This is a genomic window from Enterovirga rhinocerotis, from assembly GCF_004363955.1.
Taxonomy (GTDB): Bacteria; Pseudomonadota; Alphaproteobacteria; order Rhizobiales; family Beijerinckiaceae; genus Enterovirga; species Enterovirga rhinocerotis.
On record NZ_SNZR01000011.1, the window covers coordinates 1615032 to 1633579 of the forward strand.

General features: G+C 68.7%; 18 protein-coding genes. 16 read left to right on the forward strand and 2 right to left on the reverse strand.

Annotated features, from left to right (window positions below):
* The first annotated feature begins 96 nt into the window (after nucleotides 1–96).
* The 11 genes from EV668_RS08355 (at nucleotide 97) to EV668_RS08405 (ending at nucleotide 12601) form a co-directional block, all read left to right on the forward strand.
* On the forward strand, nucleotides 97–339 hold the full coding sequence (locus EV668_RS08355) for a hypothetical protein (protein ID WP_133769304.1): 243 nt from the start codon (nucleotides 97–99) through the stop codon (nucleotides 337–339).
* An 85-nt stretch (nucleotides 340–424) separates the two neighbouring features.
* Nucleotides 425–1258 carry an FAD binding domain-containing protein gene (locus EV668_RS08360; protein WP_133769305.1) on the forward strand — a complete coding sequence of 278 codons (834 nt, stop codon included), beginning with the start codon at nucleotides 425–427 and terminating at the stop codon, nucleotides 1256–1258.
* A complete protein-coding gene (locus EV668_RS08365) occupies nucleotides 1255–4179 on the forward strand; it encodes a molybdopterin-dependent oxidoreductase (protein ID WP_133769306.1) in 2925 nt (974 codons plus the stop codon). The genes EV668_RS08360 and EV668_RS08365 overlap by 4 nt, the downstream gene beginning before the upstream one ends.
* Entirely contained in the window at nucleotides 4176–5666 is a 1491-nt protein-coding gene (locus EV668_RS08370; protein WP_133769307.1) for a 6-hydroxynicotinate reductase, read from the forward strand. The genes EV668_RS08365 and EV668_RS08370 overlap by 4 nt, the downstream gene beginning before the upstream one ends.
* Complete coding sequence (locus EV668_RS08375) at nucleotides 5666–6700, forward strand: UPF0280 family protein (protein ID WP_342636822.1); 1035 nt, start codon at nucleotides 5666–5668, stop codon at nucleotides 6698–6700. Before EV668_RS08370 ends, EV668_RS08375 begins: the two co-directional genes overlap by 1 nt.
* Nucleotides 6697–7281 (forward strand): amino acid synthesis family protein, encoded by a 585-nt coding sequence (locus tag EV668_RS08380; RefSeq protein ID WP_133769309.1) that lies wholly within the window; start codon nucleotides 6697–6699, stop codon nucleotides 7279–7281. The genes EV668_RS08375 and EV668_RS08380 overlap by 4 nt, the downstream gene beginning before the upstream one ends.
* Before the next feature lie 44 nt (nucleotides 7282–7325).
* Entirely contained in the window at nucleotides 7326–8531 is a 1206-nt protein-coding gene (locus EV668_RS08385; protein WP_133769310.1) for an ABC transporter substrate-binding protein, read from the forward strand.
* A gap of 126 nt (nucleotides 8532–8657) precedes the next feature.
* Complete coding sequence (locus EV668_RS08390) at nucleotides 8658–10553, forward strand: ABC transporter permease (RefSeq protein ID WP_133769311.1); 1896 nt, start codon at nucleotides 8658–8660, stop codon at nucleotides 10551–10553.
* Complete coding sequence (locus EV668_RS08395) at nucleotides 10550–11329, forward strand: ABC transporter ATP-binding protein (protein ID WP_133769312.1); 780 nt, start codon at nucleotides 10550–10552, stop codon at nucleotides 11327–11329. Before EV668_RS08390 ends, EV668_RS08395 begins: the two co-directional genes overlap by 4 nt.
* On the forward strand, nucleotides 11322–12023 hold the full coding sequence (locus EV668_RS08400) for an ABC transporter ATP-binding protein (RefSeq protein ID WP_133769313.1): 702 nt from the start codon (nucleotides 11322–11324) through the stop codon (nucleotides 12021–12023). The genes EV668_RS08395 and EV668_RS08400 overlap by 8 nt, the downstream gene beginning before the upstream one ends.
* Before the next feature lie 5 nt (nucleotides 12024–12028).
* Entirely contained in the window at nucleotides 12029–12601 is a 573-nt protein-coding gene (locus tag EV668_RS08405; protein WP_166652385.1) for a YcxB family protein, read from the forward strand.
* A 90-nt stretch (nucleotides 12602–12691) separates the two neighbouring features.
* Here EV668_RS08405 and EV668_RS08410 read toward each other — a convergent pair whose 3' ends face one another.
* Nucleotides 12692–13060: a DUF3597 domain-containing protein gene (locus EV668_RS08410; RefSeq protein ID WP_133769315.1), complete on the reverse strand. Its 369-nt coding sequence runs from the start codon at nucleotides 13058–13060 to the stop codon at nucleotides 12692–12694.
* 397 nt (nucleotides 13061–13457) lie between these two features.
* On the opposite strand from EV668_RS08410, the gene EV668_RS08415 reads away from it, so the two are divergent.
* Entirely contained in the window at nucleotides 13458–14033 is a 576-nt protein-coding gene (locus tag EV668_RS08415; RefSeq protein ID WP_133769316.1) for a L,D-transpeptidase, read from the forward strand.
* A 75-nt stretch (nucleotides 14034–14108) separates the two neighbouring features.
* Here the strand turns inward: EV668_RS08415 and EV668_RS08420 are convergent, their stop codons facing one another.
* Nucleotides 14109–14465, reverse strand: coding sequence for a gamma-butyrobetaine hydroxylase-like domain-containing protein (locus EV668_RS08420; protein WP_166652430.1), 357 nt, complete (start codon nucleotides 14463–14465; stop codon nucleotides 14109–14111).
* A 69-nt stretch (nucleotides 14466–14534) separates the two neighbouring features.
* On the opposite strand from EV668_RS08420, the gene moaA reads away from it, so the two are divergent.
* The 4 genes from moaA to EV668_RS08440 all read left to right on the forward strand — a co-directional run bounded on the left by moaA (nucleotide 14535) and on the right by EV668_RS08440 (nucleotide 18537).
* A complete protein-coding gene (moaA, locus tag EV668_RS08425; RefSeq protein ID WP_245512944.1) occupies nucleotides 14535–15617 on the forward strand; it encodes a GTP 3',8-cyclase MoaA in 1083 nt (360 codons plus the stop codon).
* 109 nt (nucleotides 15618–15726) lie between these two features.
* A complete protein-coding gene (locus tag EV668_RS08430) occupies nucleotides 15727–16266 on the forward strand; it encodes a TRAP transporter small permease subunit (protein ID WP_133769318.1) in 540 nt (179 codons plus the stop codon).
* Between the two features lie 40 nt (nucleotides 16267–16306).
* Entirely contained in the window at nucleotides 16307–17743 is a 1437-nt protein-coding gene (locus EV668_RS08435; protein WP_133769319.1) for a TRAP transporter large permease, read from the forward strand.
* Nucleotides 17744–17787: 44 nt separating this feature from the next.
* Complete coding sequence (locus EV668_RS08440) at nucleotides 17788–18537, forward strand: transporter substrate-binding domain-containing protein (protein WP_166652386.1); 750 nt, start codon at nucleotides 17788–17790, stop codon at nucleotides 18535–18537.
* Nucleotides 18538–18548 lie beyond the last annotated feature (11 nt).

Genomic DNA, 18548 nt, shown 5'->3' on the forward strand with positions numbered 1-18548 from the left:
GGCGCCATCGTGAGGAGCTTCTCACCTCCTGCCGATCGCGCCGGCACTTCTCGCGATGATCGACGTTAAGGCTCGACCGCAAAGGAGCCTTCTACCGTGCAGGACAATGCGTGGCAGCCGATCGAGACCGCCCCGAAAGACTTGGACATTCTCGTCCATACACCCCCGTGGGGGTCGATCATCGCGCGCTTCAGCGAGGAGTTCGGGCAATGGTTGTCGCGGATGCAGATGCCGGCCTCGATCCAGGCTGCGGACGAGTTGCCGACCCACTGGCAGCCCCTGCCTGACGCTCCCGTGGGCAGCGAGGCGAAACCGCTCGCCAGGCCTGCTGCGATTTAGATCAGATCCAGCCTTGACAGGTTTCGAGAGCCGGTCAGATTGTTAGTGTACGAACGATCTGGCCACTCTGGCCCTGCGAGGGTGCATGTACCTTCGGCCGTCGACCCTGCGCGAAGCCTGTGAGGCCCTCGTCGAGGCGCCGGCCGCGATCCTGGCCGGCGGCACCGACTTCTTTCCCGCTCTGGCCGATCGCCCTCCCCCGCCCCGCATCCTCGACCTGTCCCGCATCGACGGGCTCGACGGACTCGAGATCATCGACGGCGTGCTGCGGATCGGCGCCCGCGTGACCTGGAGCCGGATCGCCAGGGCGCCGCTCCCGCCCTGTTTCGACGGTTTGCGGGCCGCCGCGCGCGAGGTGGGCTCGGTCCAGATCCAGAACGTCGCCACGCTCTCAGGCAATCTCTGCAACGCCTCGCCGGCCGCCGACGGCGTCCCTCCCCTTCTGACGCTGGACGCATCCGTCGAGCTTGCCAGTTCTTCGGGAACGAGATGCCTGCCGCTGGCGGCGTTCCTCCTGGGAAACCGACACACCGCGCGGCGCCCCGACGAGATCCTCACGGCGATCCTCGTCCCTGTGGCCAGCCCCGACGCCACCTCGTGCTTCCTCAAACTCGGCGCGCGGCGCTATCTCGTCATCTCGATCGTCATGGTCGCGGTGCTGCTCGAGGTCGCCGAGGGGCGGGTGCGCTCGGCGCGGATCGCCATCGGCGCCTGCTCGGCCGTCGCCACCCGCATGCCGGAGCTGGAGGCGGCGCTGATCGGTGCCTCGCCGGCCGCTCTGGGCAGCCTGGTGCGGCCACACCATCTCGAGCGTCTCGCTCCGATCGCCGACGTCAGGGCCACGGCAGATTATCGCAGCGAGGCGGCGCTCGAGCTCGTCCGGCGCGCGCTCCGTCGCTGTGACGGAGCCGCCGCATGAGCGCGGCCCTTTCGAGCACCTCGCCGATCTCCTGCCAGCTCAACGGCGCGCGCGTCACGTTCCCGCCCGACCCTTCGGCACGCCTCAGCAGCGCGTTGCGCGGGCTCGGCCTGACGGGCACGAAGGTCGGCTGCGATGCCGGGGATTGCGGCGCCTGCACGGTCCTTCTCGACGGCGCCCCGATCTGCGCCTGCCTGTGCTCCACCGCTCAGGCCGAAGGGCGGGACGTGCGGACGATCGAAGGCCTGACGGCGACGAACCCGGCGGCCGTCCAGCTTCAGGCCGCGTTCCTGCGCCACGGAGCCGCCCAATGCGGCTTCTGCACGCCGGGCATGATCGTCGCAGCGACCGCGCTGCTCGAGCGGAACTCCCGGCCGACCGAGGCGGAGGTGTCGGACGCCATCGGGGGCGTGCTGTGCCGCTGCACGGGCTACCGCAAGATCGTCGCGGCGATCCTCGACGTGCCCGCGACCGCATTCGACGGGCCGCAGCCGCCCTCCGGCACCGCGATCGGTGCCCGGATCGCCCGCCTCGACGGCAGGCGGAAGGTCACCGGGGCCGACAGCTACGGTGACGACGGAGCGCCTGCCGACGCGCTCGTGCTGAAGGTCGTGCGGAGCCCGCACCATCGCGCCGCCTTCGCCTTCGGCGACATCGGCGCATTCCTGACCGCGCATCCGGGTCTGATCGCCGTCCTCATGGCCCCGGACGTGACCGGCGTGAACCGCTTCGGCGTCATCGCGCCCTTCGCCGATCAGCCGGTCTTCGCCGAACGCGAAACACGCTTCAAGGGCGAGGCGGTCGCGGCGATCGTCGGCGAGGCGGAGGCCATGGCGGCGCTGGACCTCTCGGCGTTCCCGGTCGCCTGGACGGAGCTGCGCCCCGCGCTCTCTCCCGACGAGGCCCGTGCGATGGGAGCCAGCCGTCTGCACGAGAGCCGGCCGGACAACGTGCTCGTGCGAGGCCGAGTTGCCCGCGGCGATGTCGAGGCCGGCCTTGCCGCTGCGGCCGTCCGAGCCGAAGGGCTCTTCGAGACGGGCTTCGTCGAACATGCGCCGATCGAACCGGAGGCGGGATGGGCGCGCCGGGTCGGCGACCGGATCGAGATCCACGCCTGCACCCAGGCGCCCTACATGGACCGGGACGACGTCGCCGCGATCCTCGGCATCGCGCCCGAGGCGGTGCGGATCGTGCCGACGGCGGTCGGCGGCGGCTTCGGGACGAAGCTCGACCTCTCCGTGCAACCCTTCCTCGCCCTCGCCGCCTGGCGGCTCGGCCGGCCGGTGCGGATGACGTACTCGCGCCGCGAATCCATCATGACGACGACGAAGCGCCATCCGGCCCGCATCCGGATGCGGGCCGGGGCCGCATCGGACGGCCGCCTCCTCGCGCTCGACGTCGAGGCCGAATTCAACACGGGCGCCTATGCCTCCTGGGGACCGACCGTCGCCAACCGCGTACCCGTCCACGCCTCCGGACCCTATCTCGTGCCGAACTACCGGGCGCGGAGCGTCGCGGTGCACACCCATGTCGTGCCAGCCGGGGCCTTCCGCGGCTTCGGCGTGCCGCAGGCCGCCGTGGCGCAGGAGCAGATCTACGACGAACTCGCCGCGGCCCTCGGCATGGATGCGTTGGATTTCCGCATCCTGAACGCGCTCGGCCCGGACGATCCCACCGTGACGGGCCAGATCCTCGGCCCGGGCACCGGCATCCGTGCCTGTTTCGAGGCGCTGCGGCCGGCCTGGACCCGCGCGCGAGCCGAGGCCGCCGCCTTCAATCGAGGCCGCGCGGCGAACGGACATCTGCGCCGCGGCGTCGGCATCGCCGGGATGTGGTACGGCTGCGGCAACACCTCGATGTCGAACCCGTCCACCATGCGGATCGGCATCACCCATGACGGCCGCATCGTCCTGCATCAGGGCGCGGTGGATATCGGCCAGGGCTCGAACACGATCATCCCGCAGATCGCGGCGGACGCGCTCGGCGTGCCGCTCGGCGCGCTCGATCTCGCGCCGCCTGATACGGACCTGACGCCGGACGCGGGCAAGACCTCGGCCTCGCGTCAGACGGTCGTCAGCGGCAAGGCGACGGAACTCGCCTGCCGCGCTCTGCGCGCGGCGATCCTGCGAATGGCCAATGCCGGCAGCGACGCCACCATCCGGCCGGCCCCGGGCGAGCTCCGCGTCGATGAAGCCGGACATCGGCGCCTCATCCGCCTCGCCGATCTGCCGCTCGACGAGCGCGGCTACGCCATCTCGGCCGAGGAGACCTTCGATCCGCCGACGACGCCGCTCGACGAGGACGGGCAGGGACATCCCTATGCCGTCTACGGCTTCGGCGCGCATCTCGCCGAGATCGAGGTCGACCTCGCCCTCGGCACGGTGAAGGTCCTCCACGTCACCGCCGCCCACGATGTCGGCCGGGCGATCAACCCGACGCTGCTCGAAGGTCAGATCGAGGGCGGCATTGCCCAGGGGCTCGGCCTCGCCTTGATGGAGGAGTTCCATCCCGGCCGCGGCGAGAACCTGCACGATTATCTGATCCCGACGGTCGGCGACGTGCCGCCGATCACCACCATCCTGATCGAGGACCCCAACCCGGTCGGCCCCTCGGGCGCCAAGGGCATCGGCGAGCAGGCCCTGATCCCGACGGCGCCGGCGATCCTCAACGCCATCCACCACGCGACGGGAACCCGCATCCGGCGCGTGCCCGCGACGCCGGACCGCGTGCTGGCGGCGATCAGAGAAGCGCATCTTGCCGCCGATCCCTCCCCTCCAGGGGAGGGCGAGTCGGCGCCAGCCGACCGGGGTGGGGTGCTGCCCGGCTGGGGGTGTCCCCACCCCGGTTCGACGCTCCGCGTCGACTCGCCCTCCCCTATCGGGAGGGATCGGGACAGGACGGACCAAGGGCAGCGCCCATGAGCGAAGCGCTGTCGAAACCCGCCGACGACCGCATCCGCTGCGACGCCTGCCCGGTGATGTGCTTCATCCGGCCCGGCCAGGCCGGAGCGTGCGACCGCTACGCCAACCGGGACGGCGAACTGATCCGGGTCGATCCTCACGTCGTGCTCGAGCGGACCATCACAGCGAGCGGCGCCGTGGTGCCATTCGCCGGCGGGAGCGGCGGCCATGATTGGGACGGCCGGGTCGTCGGGAGGGAGCCGGTCTTCGTGACCGCCATCGGGGCCGGCACGACCTATCCCGACTACAAGCCGGCCCCCTTCATCGTCGCCTCGGAGGTCGAGGGCGTCGACATGGTCACGGTCGTGACCGAGGGGATCTTCAGCTATTGCGGCGTCAAGGTGAAGATCGACACCGACCGCCATCTCGGCCCCGAGAGCGCCACCGTGCGGGCCAAGGGCGAGGCCGTCGGGCATGTCACGACCGGCGAGTACGGCTCGCAGATGCTCTCGCTCGGCGGGGTCAACCACCTCACAGGCGGCTCGAAGAAGGAGGGCCGCGTCACCTGCGACACGCTTCTCGCCCTCTGCAACGGCGGGGCGGTCGAACTCGAGGTGGACGAGGGATCGACCATCGTCATCCAGGCCGGGCGGCCGCCCGAGGTCAACGGACATCGCGAGGAGCGCATGCGCGTCGGCTGCGGCTCGGCGACAATCGGCATGTTCGCCAAGCAATGGGAGGGCAAGGTGGACGAGGTCGTCGTCGTCGACGATCACATCACCGGCGTCCTCTCGGAGCATCAGGCCGGCAAGGTCCTCGGCATCCGCGAGACCGGCATCCGCATCAAGGGGCGCCGCTCGACGCCCGGCCGCTACTTCCAGGTCGCCGAGCCGGGCACGGGCTGGGGCGGCACCGACATCACCGACCCGCTCTCGATCCTCGGCGATTTCGACCCCAAGACCGCGCGGCCCGGCCTCTCGCTCCTGATGGTGTCCACGACCGGGGAGCAATTCGCCTATTACGAACTCGACGAGGCGCTGCGGCCCGTCGAGCGGGACCTGCCCCCGGATCTTCGACATTCCGTGGACCTCATCGAGGAGAATTGCGAGCCCGCTCTGTCGACGGTTCTGTTCATGGGCGGGGCCGGCGGCTCGCTTCGCGCGGGCGTGACCGAGAACCCCGTCCGCCTGACGCGATCGGTCAAGGAGGCGCTGACGACCGTCACCTGCGGCGGAGCGCCGGTCTATGTCTGGCCGGGCGGCGGCATCACCTTCATGGTCGACGTCACCCGCGTGCCCGAGAACGCCTTCGGCTACGTGCCGACGCCGGCTCTCGTCGCACCGATCGAGTTCACGCTGCCCCTCTCGGCGTACCAGGCGCTCGGCGGGCACATGGCCGACATCCGGCGCCTCTCCGACATCGCGGCCGACCCCGCCCGGCGGACGGTTTCCCAGGTCGGACGCAATCCCTGGCCGCTCGCGGCTCGCCCCCACCGGAGCCTCGGGTGATGCTGCCGCCGCAGATCTCCCTCCTGCCGGACGGGCGGCGGCTGCATCTGCAGCACGGCCCCATCGACCTCGTGGTCGAGGTGGACGGGGAGGAGGCCGCCGTCAGGGCTGCCTACGACGCCGCGGCGCGGCTGTTCCCGACCATCCTTCCGACGCTGTGCGAGGAACTCGTCACGCTGCGCCGCTGCGTCGCCCAGCCGGGCGGGCATCTGCGCGGGGCGGTCGCCCGGCGGATGCAGGCCGCCGTCATGCCCTTTGCCGCCGACGCCTTCATCACGCCGATGGCCGCCGTCGCCGGCGCCGTCGCGGAGGAGGTCCTGCGGACGATGCTCGCCGCAGCGCCGCTCCGACGCGCCTTCGTCAATAACGGCGGCGACATCGCTCTGCATCTCGCTCCCGGGGAGATCGCGCGCATCGGCCTCGTCGACCGGCCCGACCGCCCTGCCCTGTTCGGTTCGGCGGTCATCGATTCCGCGTCCGGGATCGGCGGCATCGCGACCAGCGGCTGGCGCGGACGCTCGTTCTCGCGCGGGATCGCGGATGCGGTGACGATCCTCGCCCGCACGGCCGCCGAAGCGGATGCGGCGGCGACCATCGTCGCGAACGCCGTCGATTGCCCCGGCCATCCTGCCGTGACGCGCGTTCCGGCCCGCGAGGTGCAGGCCGACAGCGACCTCGAGGATATCCTCGTCACGCGGGACGTCGGGCCGCTCGGGCCGGCCGAGATCGCCGGAGCCCTGGGCCGCGGCCGGGCCTGCGCCGAGACCTTGATCCGGCGCGGCCTCATCGCAGCGGCCGCCCTGCACCTCCAGGGCGAGACGACGGTGGTCGGGGAGCGGTTCGAGGCGCGTCCATCTCAGGCTACCGCTTTCGATCCCTCCCCTGCAGGGGAGGGCGAGTCGGCGCCAGCCAACCGGGCTGGGGTCTATCCGCAGCCGGATTACCCCGCCCCGGCTCGAAGCCTCGCTTCGACTCGCCCTCCCCTTCAGGGAGGGATCGGCAGTGCAACGAGCACCATCGGGAGGGCCGCATGAAGGCGGAGATTCGCAAGATCGTCGTCCTCGTCGAGGAGACGCTGACCGAGATGGGCCGGCCGGTCGCGCCGCCGACGCGGCGGGCGGCGGCGATCGCCGTCATCCGGAACCCCTTCGCCAGCCGCTATGTCGAGGATCTGTCCGACCTGATGGAGATCGGCGTCGAACTCGGCGGGCTGCTCACCCAGCGGGCGGTCGCCGCGCTCGGCATCCCGGGCACCGCCGTCCAGAGCTACGGCAAGGCAGCGGCCGTGGGCGAGGATGGCGAGCTCGAACACGCGGCAGCGATCCTGCATCCGAAGCTCGGCGCGCCCGTCCGGGCGGCGCTCGGCAAGGGGGCGGCGCTGATACCGTCCTCGAAGAAGCGCGGAGGCCCGGGCGTGCCCTTCGACATCCCGCTGGGACACAAGGATGCGGCCTTCGTGCGGAGCCATTTCGACGGGATGGAGGTGCGGATCACGGACGCGCCGCGACGCGACGAGATCGCCGTCGCCGTCGCCGTCACCGATTCCGGACGTCCCCTCCCGCGGGTCGGTGGGTTGACCATCGGGGAGGTCAAAGGAGAAGACGGCTTGCGATAGAGGCGATGGGGCGCGCCACGCGGCGCCAACCGAAGGGGAACGGCATGGATACGAGACGAACGATTCTCACGGGGATGGCGCTCGGCGCCGGCATGGCAGCCCTTCCGGCCCTCGCCCAGCAGGGTGAGATCAAGATCGGCGAGATCAATTCCTATTCGGGACTGCCGGCCTTCACCGAGCCCTATCGCAAGGGTCTCCAGCTCGCGGCGGAGGAGGTGAACGCCAAGGGCGGCGTCCTCGGCAAGAAGCTCGTCGTCATCACCAAGGACGATGCCGGCAAGCCGGCGGATGCGGTAACGGCTGCCAACGAACTCGTCTCGCGCGACGAGGTCGCCATGATCGCGGGCGCCTTCTTCTCGAATGTCGGCCTCGCGCTCGCCGATTACGCCAAGCAGAAGAAGATCTTCTATCTCGCGGGCGAGCCGCTGACCGACGCGATGGTCTGGTCGTCCGGCAACCGCTACACCTTCCGCCTGCGCCCCTCGAACTACATGCAGGCGGCGATGCTGGCGGAGGAGGCGGCGAAGCTTCCGGCCAAGAAATGGGCAACCATCGCCCCGAACTACGAATACGGACAATCGGCCGTGAAGGTGTTCAAGGAGCTTCTCTCGAAGAAGCGCCCGGACATCGAATGGGTCGGCGAGCAATGGCCGCCGCAGGGCAAGATCGACGCCGGCCCGGTCGTCCAGGCCATCGCCGCGCTGAAGCCCGACGCCATCCTCAACGTCACCTTCGGCCCCGACCTGATCAAGCTCGTGCGCGAGGGCAATACGCGGGGCCTGTTCAAGGGGCGCTCGGTCGTCTCCTTCCTCACGGGCGAGCCCGAATACATGGATCCGCTGAAGGACGAGACGCCGGAAGGCTGGCTCGTGACCGGCTATCCCTGGAACAACGTCAAGACTCCGGAGCACGAGGCCTTCCTCAAGGCCTATCAGGCCAAGTTCAACGATTATCCGCGGCTCGGCTCGATCGTCGGCTACTCGCTCGTGAACGCCGCTGCCGCCATCATCCAGAAGGCCGGCTCCACCGACACCGAGAAGATGATCGAGGCGGCGCGCGGCATCTCCTTCGACACGCCGTTCGGCAAGGCCACGTTCCGCGCGATCGACCAGCAATCGACCCTCGGCGCCTTCGTCGGCAAGACAGGCGTGAAGGACGGCAAGGGCGTGATGGTCGACCCCGTCTATCGCGACGGCGCGGATTATCTGCCGTCGGACGACGAGGTGAAGAAGATGCGGCCGCAGGACTGACCGGGTGACGGCGCTCGCCTCTCGACATCCGGCCGGATGTTCGGATCGCCGGCCGGGTTCGCCCTCCCCCCGTTTTCGGCGGGGAGGAGCGAGCCGCGGCGGTCCGGTCGGGGCTCGCCTTAGCTGATGGACTTCTACTTCTCCCAGTTCCTGACCGGGCTCGCCGGCGCCGCCTCGCTGTTCCTCGTCGCGTCGGGGCTGTCGATCATCTTCGGCGTCACGCGGATCGTGAATTTCGCGCACGGCGCCTTCTACATGGCCGGCGCCTACATCGCCTGGTCGCTGACGGAACGGCTCGAAGGGGCCGTCGGATTCTGGGGCGGGCTCGTGATCGCGGCGATCGCCGTCGCGGCGCTGGGCGCGCTCGTGGAGATCGTGCTGCTGCGCCGCATCTACCACGCGCCCGAACTCTTCCAGCTGCTCGCGACCTTCGGCGTCACCCTCGTCTTCCAGGACCTTGCGGTCATGATCTGGGGGCCAGAGGACCTCGTCGGGCGCAGGGCGCCCGGCCTCCGCGGCGCGGTCGACGTCTTCGGCCAGGCGATCCCGGCCTACGACCTGTTCCTGATCGTTCTCGGCCCGACCGTGCTCGGCCTGCTCTGGCTCCTGTTCCACAAGACGCGGTTCGGCGTCCTCGTGCGGGCGGCGACGCAGGATCGAGACATGGTGGCGGCGCTCGGCGTCAACCAGAAATGGCTCTTCACCGCCGTCTTCGCGCTGGGCGTCTTCCTCGCGGCACTTGGCGGCGCGCTGCAATTGCCTCGCGGCGGCGTGAACCACGCGATGGACCTCCAGATCATCGTCGAGGTCTTCGTGGTGGTCGTGGTCGGCGGGCTCGGCAGCGTGCCGGGGGCCTTCGTCGCAGCGCTGCTCGTCTCGGAGCTGAACGCCTTCGGCATCCTCGTCCTGCCGCAGGTCTCGCTCGTCCTCGTCTTCCTCGTGATGGCGGTCGTGCTCGTCATCAGGCCCTTCGGTCTGTTCGGCCGGCCCGAGGGGCCGGCGCGGGCCTCGGTCTCTGCCACCGTGCGGCCGTGGCAGCCGCTGGGGACGAGCGGAAGGGTCCTCGCCGTCGCCGCTATCGCCGCCGCCGCATGCTTGCCGCTCGTCGCGGGGAACTACATCCTCGCCGTCGGCTCCGAGCTTCTGATCTTCGCGCTGTTCGCGGCATCGCTGCAGTTCATCATGTCGACGGGCGGCCTCGTCTCGTTCGGCCATGCCGCCTATTTCGGCCTTGGAGCGTATGGGGCAGCGCTCGTCACGAAGGCCTTCGGCCTGCCCATGCTCGGCGGCATCGCCTCCGGCGTCGCACTCGCCTCGATCGGGGCCGTGGTGTTCGGCTGGTTCTGCGTGCGGCTGACGGGCGTCTATCTCGCCATGCTGACGCTGGCCTTTGCGCAGATCGCCTGGTCGGTCGCCTTCCAGTGGACGGCCGTGACGGGCGGCGACAACGGCATCCTGGGGGTCTGGCCGGACGGCTGGGCCTCGCGTCCCGGCGCATTCTACTGGCTCTGCCTGACGGCCGCGGCTCTCGGGATCGCGGCTCTGCGGGTCGTCGTCTTCTCCCCCTTCGGTTTCGCGATGCGGGCCTTGCGGGATTCGCCTCTGCGATCGGAGGCGATCGGGATCGACCGCAAGCGCACGCAATGGACCGCCTTCGTCATCGCCGGCGCGGCCGCCGGACTGGCGGGCGCCCTCTTCGCCTACCTGAAGGGGAGCGTCTTCCCGGACACGCTCGGCATCCCGACCTCCGTCGACGGGCTCGTGATGGTGCTGCTCGGCGGCGTCGAGACCGTGTCGGGCGCCGTCATCGGCGCGATCCTGTTCCGCGCCTTGACCATTTTCCTGATGAGCTACACGGACGCCTCGAAGCTCGTGCTGGGCCTTCTAATCATCGTCCTCGTCGTCGCCTTCCCGCGCGGCGTCGTCGGCACGCTCTCCGGCCTTCTCGCCCGGCTGGGGGCGAGGCCTTCGGCCACTCCGGCGATGGCAGGTTCCGGCCAGGCCCGGGGAGGCACGCCGTGACCCCTCCCCTCCTCCAGGTCGAGCATCTCTCGAAGGCCTATGGCGGCGTCCATGCGGTGCGGGATGTCTCCTTCTCGCTCGAGGCCGGCGAACTCCTCGCGATGATCGGACCGAACGGCGCCGGCAAGTCGACCTGTTTCAACATGCTGAACGGGCAGATCTGGCCGGATTCGGGCTCGGTGCGGATCGCCGGGCGCGATACGGCCGGGCTGACGCCGCGCGAGGTCTGGCGCCTCGGCGTCGGACGCACCTTCCAGATCACCGCCACCTTCCCGTCGATGACGGTCCGGGAGAACGTGCAGTTGGCGCTGCTGTCGCATGAGGGGCGCCTCTGGCGGCTGTTCGGCTATGCCGCCGCCGACATGCGCGGCGAGGCCGAGCGCCTCTGCGCCCTGGTCGGCATGGATCGGGCGCTCGACCGGCCCTGCGCCGAACTCGCCTATGGCGACCTGAAGAGGCTCGAACTCGCCGTCGCGCTCGCCAACGCGCCGAAGCTTCTCCTCATGGACGAGCCGACCGCGGGGATGGCCCCCGCCGACCGGGTCGCGATGATGCGCGTCGCGGCCGAGATCGCGGCCGAGCAGAGGATCGGCATCCTCTTCACCGAGCACGACATGGACGTGGTGTTCGAGCATGCGAGCCGGATCATCGTGCTCGATCGCGGCCGCATCATCGCCGCGGGCTCGCCGGCCGCCATTCGCGACGATCCGGCTGTGAAGGCGACCTATCTCGGCGAAGGACTGACCTTCTCGGCAGCCGAGGCGACCCATGCTTGAGGTGGGCGCACTCAACGGCTGGTATGGCCCGGCCCATATCCTGAGCGACGTCGACCTCGATGTCGGGACGGGCGATGTCGTCGCGCTTCTCGGGCGCAACGGCGCGGGGAAGTCGACCACCTTCAAGGCGATCGTCGGCCTCCTCGGCAAGCGGACCGGTCACATCGTCTTCGACGGCCGGGACGTCTCGACCGCATCGACCCACGCGATCGTCCGCGCGGGGCTCGGCTACGTCCCGGAGGATCGACGCATCTTCACCGAACTCTCGGTGATGGAAAACCTCGAAGTCGGCCGGCAACCGCCGCGGGCCGACGCGCCGACCTGGACGCCCGACCGCCTCTTCGCGCTGTTCCCGAACCTCGCCGAGATGCGGAACCGGCTCGGCGGCCGGATGAGCGGCGGCGAACAGCAGATGCTGACGATCGCCCGCACGCTGATGGGCAATCCGCGCCTCGTCCTTCTCGACGAGCCGTCGGAGGGGCTCGCTCCCAAGATCGTGGAGGAGATGGCGCATGCGATCCTCGCGATGAAGCGCGAGGGGCTGTCCATCGTGATCTCCGAGCAGAACCTGCATTTCGCGCGGCTGATCTGCGACCGGGCCGTCATCCTCGAATCGGGCCGCGTCCGCTTCAGCGGCACGATCGCGGAACTCGAGGCGCGCCCGGAGATCCGCGACGCCTACCTCGCCCTATGAGACCGATGAGCAGCGATCACCAGCCACCCGATTCCGTGACGCCCGCCCGGACGATCGCCGGCGTTCAGCTCACCTACGACGATCTGCTGGACGGCGCCCGAGCCCATTTCCGAGCGGCGATCCGGCGCCGACGGGTGCTTGTGATCGTGGCCCTCATGGTGGCGGCAGCCTTCGCCTTCGGGACCTGGGTCATCCCCTCCGGCGACCCCGACCCGACGACCGGAATCGTCTCGGGCGTCGTCGTCCTCGCCTATCTCTGCGGGCTCGCCGGACTGCTCTACCTCGTCTCGGTGCCGCGCGGCGTCCGCAAGGTCTGGCGGCAGAACAAGGTTCTGCACGAGACGATGGAGGTCTCCTGGGAGGGAGGGCGCTATCGGGTGAGCGGCGAGAACGTCAATTCGGACATGCCATGGTCCTACTATCTCGGCTGGCGCGAGACGCCGACCATCGTCCAGCTCTACTATTCGCCTGCGAACTATCAGATCCTGCCGAAACGCCATCTCGACGCCGCCCAGCAGGGGGACCTCAGACGCACGCTGGCGGAAGCCGGTGTCGAGGAGAAACGCGGTCCCGTCTGATCGCCGGTCTTGGCCCGGCGCCAAAGAAAAGGGCCGGCGTCGCCGCCGGCCCCTGTTTCCCTCGGCCTTGATGGGCGGCCGAGCCGGTCCTCAAGCGGTCTTGAGGTCGTCCGGAACCTTGCCGCCATTGGCCGCGAGCTTGGTCATGACCTGCTTGTGCAGCCAGATGTTCATCGACGCCGAGTCGTTCGTGTCACCCGTGTAGCCCAGTTCCTTGGCGAGCTCCTTGCGGGCGGCGAGCGAGCTGTCGAGCCCGAGCAGGTTCATCGTATCCACGATGGACTGGCGCCAGTTGGACGGCTTGCCGGACTTGTTGGCGAGGTCCTGCATCACAGCCTCAACATCGACCCCGCCACCGGCGCCTGCACCGGTTCCCGTGGCCGCCGGCGCGGAGGCAGACGCATCGGCCTTGGCTTCGCCGCCGAAGATCTTCGACATGATCGAACCGAAAATGCTCATCTGCTTCTCCCTGGAAAACACGTCTCTGAACCAAAACGTACCTTAACGATCCCCGCTGGCGAGGGGAACGATGAAATCCCCGATCGATCTTGCGATCGCCCGCCGGATCGACCGGCGCTGGACAATGGCAAACCCCGCCCGCGGTTCCGCCGATATCGGCACAACGTCGAGCTCGGACGCTGAATTCCGTCTGAACGGGGACTAATCCCCTCCGATGACGACAGCACGACCGCCGCTGCCGAAGCGCTCGGCATGGTGTGGCCTGTAAACCATGCCAAAGCAGAACGTGGCCGTTTGGCGACATTTTGGTGGTCCGATTGGAGCCAATGGCCAAGCTCAGCGTTAGGATCGCGCGAATCTCGCCGCCGTGGCGATTCACGTTCTCACGAGGGTCCGTATGCGTCGCTTCCTCCCCCTGCTGGCCGGGATGGCCTGTGCGGCCGCCGCCGCCCTTCCCGCCGCCGCCTATGAAATCGATCCGCTGACGCGCCAGCCGCTCATGCCCCTCGGCAACAGCGTGCCCCAGGCGACGGCGATCCCGCGCGAGGTGGTGTCGTATAGCGGCCGTCACGCGCCCGGCACGATCATCATCTCGACGACGGAGCGGCGCCTCTATCTCGTCCTCGGCGGCGGTCAGGCGATGCGTTACGGGGTCGGCGTCGGACGGCCGGGCTTCGACTGGGCCGGAACCAAGACGATCACCCGCAAGGCCGAATGGCCGACCTGGACCCCCCCGGCCCAGATGCTGAAGCGCCGCCCCGACCTGCCGCGGTTCATGAAGGGCGGGCCGGATAACCCGATGGGCGCCCGCGCGCTCTATCTGGGCTCCTCGCTGTATCGCATCCATGGATCGAACGAGCCCGACACGATCGGCCAGGCCGTCTCGTCGGGCTGCATCCGCATGCTCAACGACGACGTGATCGACCTCTACAACCGGGTCAGGGTCGGAACGCGCGTGGTGGTCCAGCGCTGAGCGAACGCGACCTCGCGTTCATTCGATCGACGGGGCGGCTTCGGCCGCCCTTGTCGTCTGTGAAGCGGACGATGGTCACTCGTGCGTGAGGCCGGCGGCCTGCAGTTCCTGCCGGTAGCGTTGGAGGCGACCCTCCGGGTCCTCCGCCATCCCCGCCAGGTATCCCCATCCGTAGATTCCGGTCGAATGGCCGTCCCCGAACACCAATCGCACGGCATAATTCCCGACCGGCTCGACCGAGGCGATCAGGACATCCGCCTTGCCTCCCACCAGCTTTCGCTCGGACGGCGAATGCCCCTGGACCTCCGCCGACGGGCTCTCGCAACGCAGCAGTTCCGCCGGGAGATCGGCCGTGCGCCCGTCGTCGAACGCGACCCGCAGCGACCTCCGGTCGGAGGCGAGGCGGATCTCGGTGGGCCAGGGCTGCGACACGGTGGTGATCCCGGAGCGATTCTGCACGGCGTCATTTGACGATAGGCGCATCGTCCCTAGATTAGAACGATGTCCCTCGTCGACGATCCGATGATGCCGCCGTTTGCCGAACACGGCTCGGACGGTGCGCTCGCGACGCCCTCTGCCAGGGGCGCGCGCGGCCTCGTCGATCCGTTCGGACGCCACGTCACCTATCTGCGCGTCTCCGTCACCGATCGGTGCGACCTTCGCTGCGTCTATTGCATGGCGGAGGACATGACGTTCCTGCCGAAGCGCGATCTGCTCACGCTCGAGGAACTCGACCGCCTCTGCTCCGCCTTCATCGACCGTGGCGTGCGAAAGCTCCGGCTGACGGGAGGAGAGCCCCTGGTCCGTCGCGACGTCATGCGGCTCGTCGGATCGCTGTCGCGCCATCTCGTCTCCGGGGCGCTGCAGGAACTGACCCTGACGACGAACGGCACCCTGCTCGGACGCTATGCCGACGAGTTGGCCGGTCATGGCGTCCGGCGAATCAACGTGTCCCTCGATTCGCTGGACCCGGCCCGGTTCAAGGCGATCACGCGGCGGGGAGACCTCGCCCAGGTCCTGCGCGGCATCGAGGCCGCCCGGCGGGCGGGCATCAAGGTTAAGATCAACACCGTGGCGCTTCTCGGCGTCAACGAGGACGAGATCGCCCCGATGCTCGAATGGGCGCATGGGGAAGGCATGGACCTCACGCTGATCGAGGTCATGCCGATGGGCGAGATCGAGCCCGGCCGACTGGACCAGTACCTGCCGCTCTCGGTGGTTCGCGATCGGCTCGCGGAGCGTTTCACGCTCACACCTCTTTCGGAGCGCACCGGCGGGCCGGCCCGCTATGTCAGGGTCGAGCAAACCGGGGGGAAGCTCGGCTTCATCACGCCCCTGACCCACAACTTCTGCGAATCCTGCAACCGCGTGCGACTGACCTGCACCGGGCAGCTCTACCTGTGCCTCGGCCAGGAAGACGCGGCAGACCTTCGTGCTCCCCTCCGCGCCTCGGAGGCGGACGACAGGCTGCGCGCAGCGATCGACGAGGCGATCACGCGCAAGCCGCGGGGCCATGATTTCGTCATCGACCGTGACCACACGGCTCCGGCCGTCCCCCGCCACATGAGCGTCACCGGCGGCTGACCGCCGAGACACCGGTCTCGTCCTTTCGACGGCCTTGACGTGAAGCCCCTTTCGGACCGAAGGCAGAACGCCGCGCAAGGCGGCCGCTGCTTTTGTCTGGGGAGGCCACATGGAAGCGTTACGGTCCGTGTGTCGTGGCATCGATCGCATCAGCCAAGGCTTTGCCTGGATCTCGGACTGGCTGGTTCTCTTCGCCGTGCTGATCAGCGCGGCGAATGCCGTCGTGCGCTACCTCTTCAGCTACTCCTCCAACGCCTTTCTCGAAGTGCAGTGGTACATGTTCGGCGCGATGGTCCTTCTCGGCGCCGCCTACACGCTGCGCATGAACGAGCATGTCCGGGTTGATCTGATCTACTCGGCGGTGTCTCCCCGGACCCAACTGTGGATCGATATCGTCGGGTTCGCCGTCTTCTTCTTGCCCGTGATGATCTATCTGACCTGGCTGTCGTGGCCGTTCTTCTGGCAGTCCTTCAAGAGCGGCGAGTATTCGAACAGCCCCGGCGGCCTGATCCTATGGCCGGCGAAGATGCTGGTGCCCATGGGCTTCGGCCTGCTGACGCTCCAGGGCTTCTCGGAACTCGCAAAGCGCATCCTCGCGCTCGAAGGGGTGATCGAGATCGACGCCCGTTACGAAAAACCCGTCCAGTAGGCCGACCGGCCCCGCTCCCGTCTGAAGAAAAGGCCGGCTCATGTTCGCCTACGGACCGCTTCCGCCTCTGATGTTCGGAGGAATGATCGCATTCCTCCTGATCGGCTTCCCCGTCGCCTTCTCCCTGTCCGCAGTCGGATTGCTCTTCGGCCTCTTCGGGATCTGGACGGCCCATTTCAGCCCCGACTTCCTTCAGGCGCTTCCGTTCCGCTTCTTCGGGATCATGTCGAACGAGCTGCTGCTCGCGATCCCCTTCTTCACCTTCATGGGCGCCATCCTCGAGAAATGCGGCCTCGCCGAGGATCTCCTGGAGGGCACGGGACAGCTGTTCGGCAGCGTTCCGGGCGGCATCGCCTATGCCGTGATCGTCGTCGGCGCGATCCTGGGCGCCATCACGGGCACGGTCGCGGCATCGGTCATCGCGATGGGCGTGATCTCCCTGCCGGTGATGATCCGCTACGGCTACGACATGCGCCTCGCGACGGGCGTCATCGCGGCTTCGGGCACGATCACGCAGCTCATTCCGCCCTCGCTCGTGCTGATCGTCCTCGCGGACCAGCTCGGCCGGTCGGTCGGCGACATGTACCTCGGGGCGATCGGGCCTTCGATGCTGCAGGTCCTGATCTTCGTCCTCTACATCGCCATCCTGTCGTTCCTGCGTCCAGGCTCGATGCCGCCGATTCCGCCCGAAGCGAGGACCGAGCGCGGCTGGCCGCTGATCCGGCGCGTCCTCTGGGGCATGGTGCCGTCGATCGTTCTGATCTTCCTCGTGCTCGGCACGATCTTCCTCGGCCTCGCGACGCCGACCGAAGCGGGCGCCATGGGCGCCGTCGGCGCCATCGGCCTCGCCGCCCTGCACCGCCGCCTGAGCTGGACGCTGATCCGGCAGAGCATGGAATCGACCATGCGGATCACCTCCATGGTGGTCTTCATCCTGATCGGCTCGACCTGCTTCAGCCTCGTCTTCCAAGGCATGGATGGCGGACGCTGGATCGAGCACCTGCTGTCCCAACTTCCCGGCGGTCAGGTCGGCTTCCTGATCTTCGTCAACGTGTTCATCTTCTTCCTGGCGTTCTTCCTCGACTTCTTCGAGATCGCCTTCATCGTGATCCCGCTTCTCGCCCCGGTGGCAGCGAAGCTCGACATCAACCTGATCTGGTTCGGCGTCCTCCTCTGCGTGAACATGCAGACGAGCTTCATGCACCCGCCCTTCGGTTTCGCGCTGTTCTACCTGCGCGGCATCGCACCGAAGACCGTGCGCAGCCGGGACATCTACTGGGGCGCCATCCCCTGGGTGGGCATGCAGATCCTGCTCGTCGTGATCGTCATCATGTGGCCCGGCTCCGTGACGTACTGGCTCGGAGGCCAGGTCCAGAAGGATCCGGCGGAAGTGGAGCGCTCCCTTCGCGACCTGCCCTCGCCCCTCGATGGCCCCGGCGGTCTGCCCGGCCTCGACGGCCCGCCGAAGATCGAGTGACCGCGATTCCGCCCATCGTTGCGACGAGGAGGCGCGCCGCTCGCGTGGCGCGGCTCGCTTTCGTCCTCGCCCTAATCTTCGGTCCGTCCGGCGCCCTCGCGCAGGCCCAGCTCCGCATCGCCGTCGAGGGCGCCTATCCCCCCTTCAACTACGCCGAGGGGCAGGAGCCGGCCGGCTTCGAGGTCGATCTCGGCCGTGCGCTCTGCGAGGCGATGGGCCTGCCCTGCACCTTCGTCCTGCAGGATTGGGACGGGCTGCACGCGGCCCTGAAGGAGAAGCGCATCGACGCCATCATGTCGTCGATGGAGATCACGCCCGAGCGGCGCAGCCGCTATCGCTTCTCGCGTCCGTATTACCGGATGCCCTCGCTCCTGATCGGGCGGCGGGACGCCGACATCCCCGATCCCTTCAACACCACGTCACTCGCCGGCAAGCGCGTCGGCGTCGTGGAGGACGGCGAGTTCGCGGCCTACCTCGAGAGCCTGCCCGCGAAACCCGAGATCCGGCTCTATCACAAGCTCGACGATGCCGAGCTCGACCTCCTGGCCGAGCGGCTCGACTTCGTCCTCGGCGACAAGCTCGAGATCCAGTCCTTCCTTCAGTCGCGCGAGGGAGGAGATTGCTGTCGGCCGGTCGCAGACCTGCCGGTCGATCGCGGCGAAGGCTATGGGGTCGCCGTCAGGAAGGGCGACCGAGGGCTGGCGGAGATGTTCGACGCCGCCATCGCGAAGGTGATCGCCGACGGAACCTATGATCGCATCCGCGCGAAATACCTGCCGTTCGATATCAAGTGAGCGCCGAACGG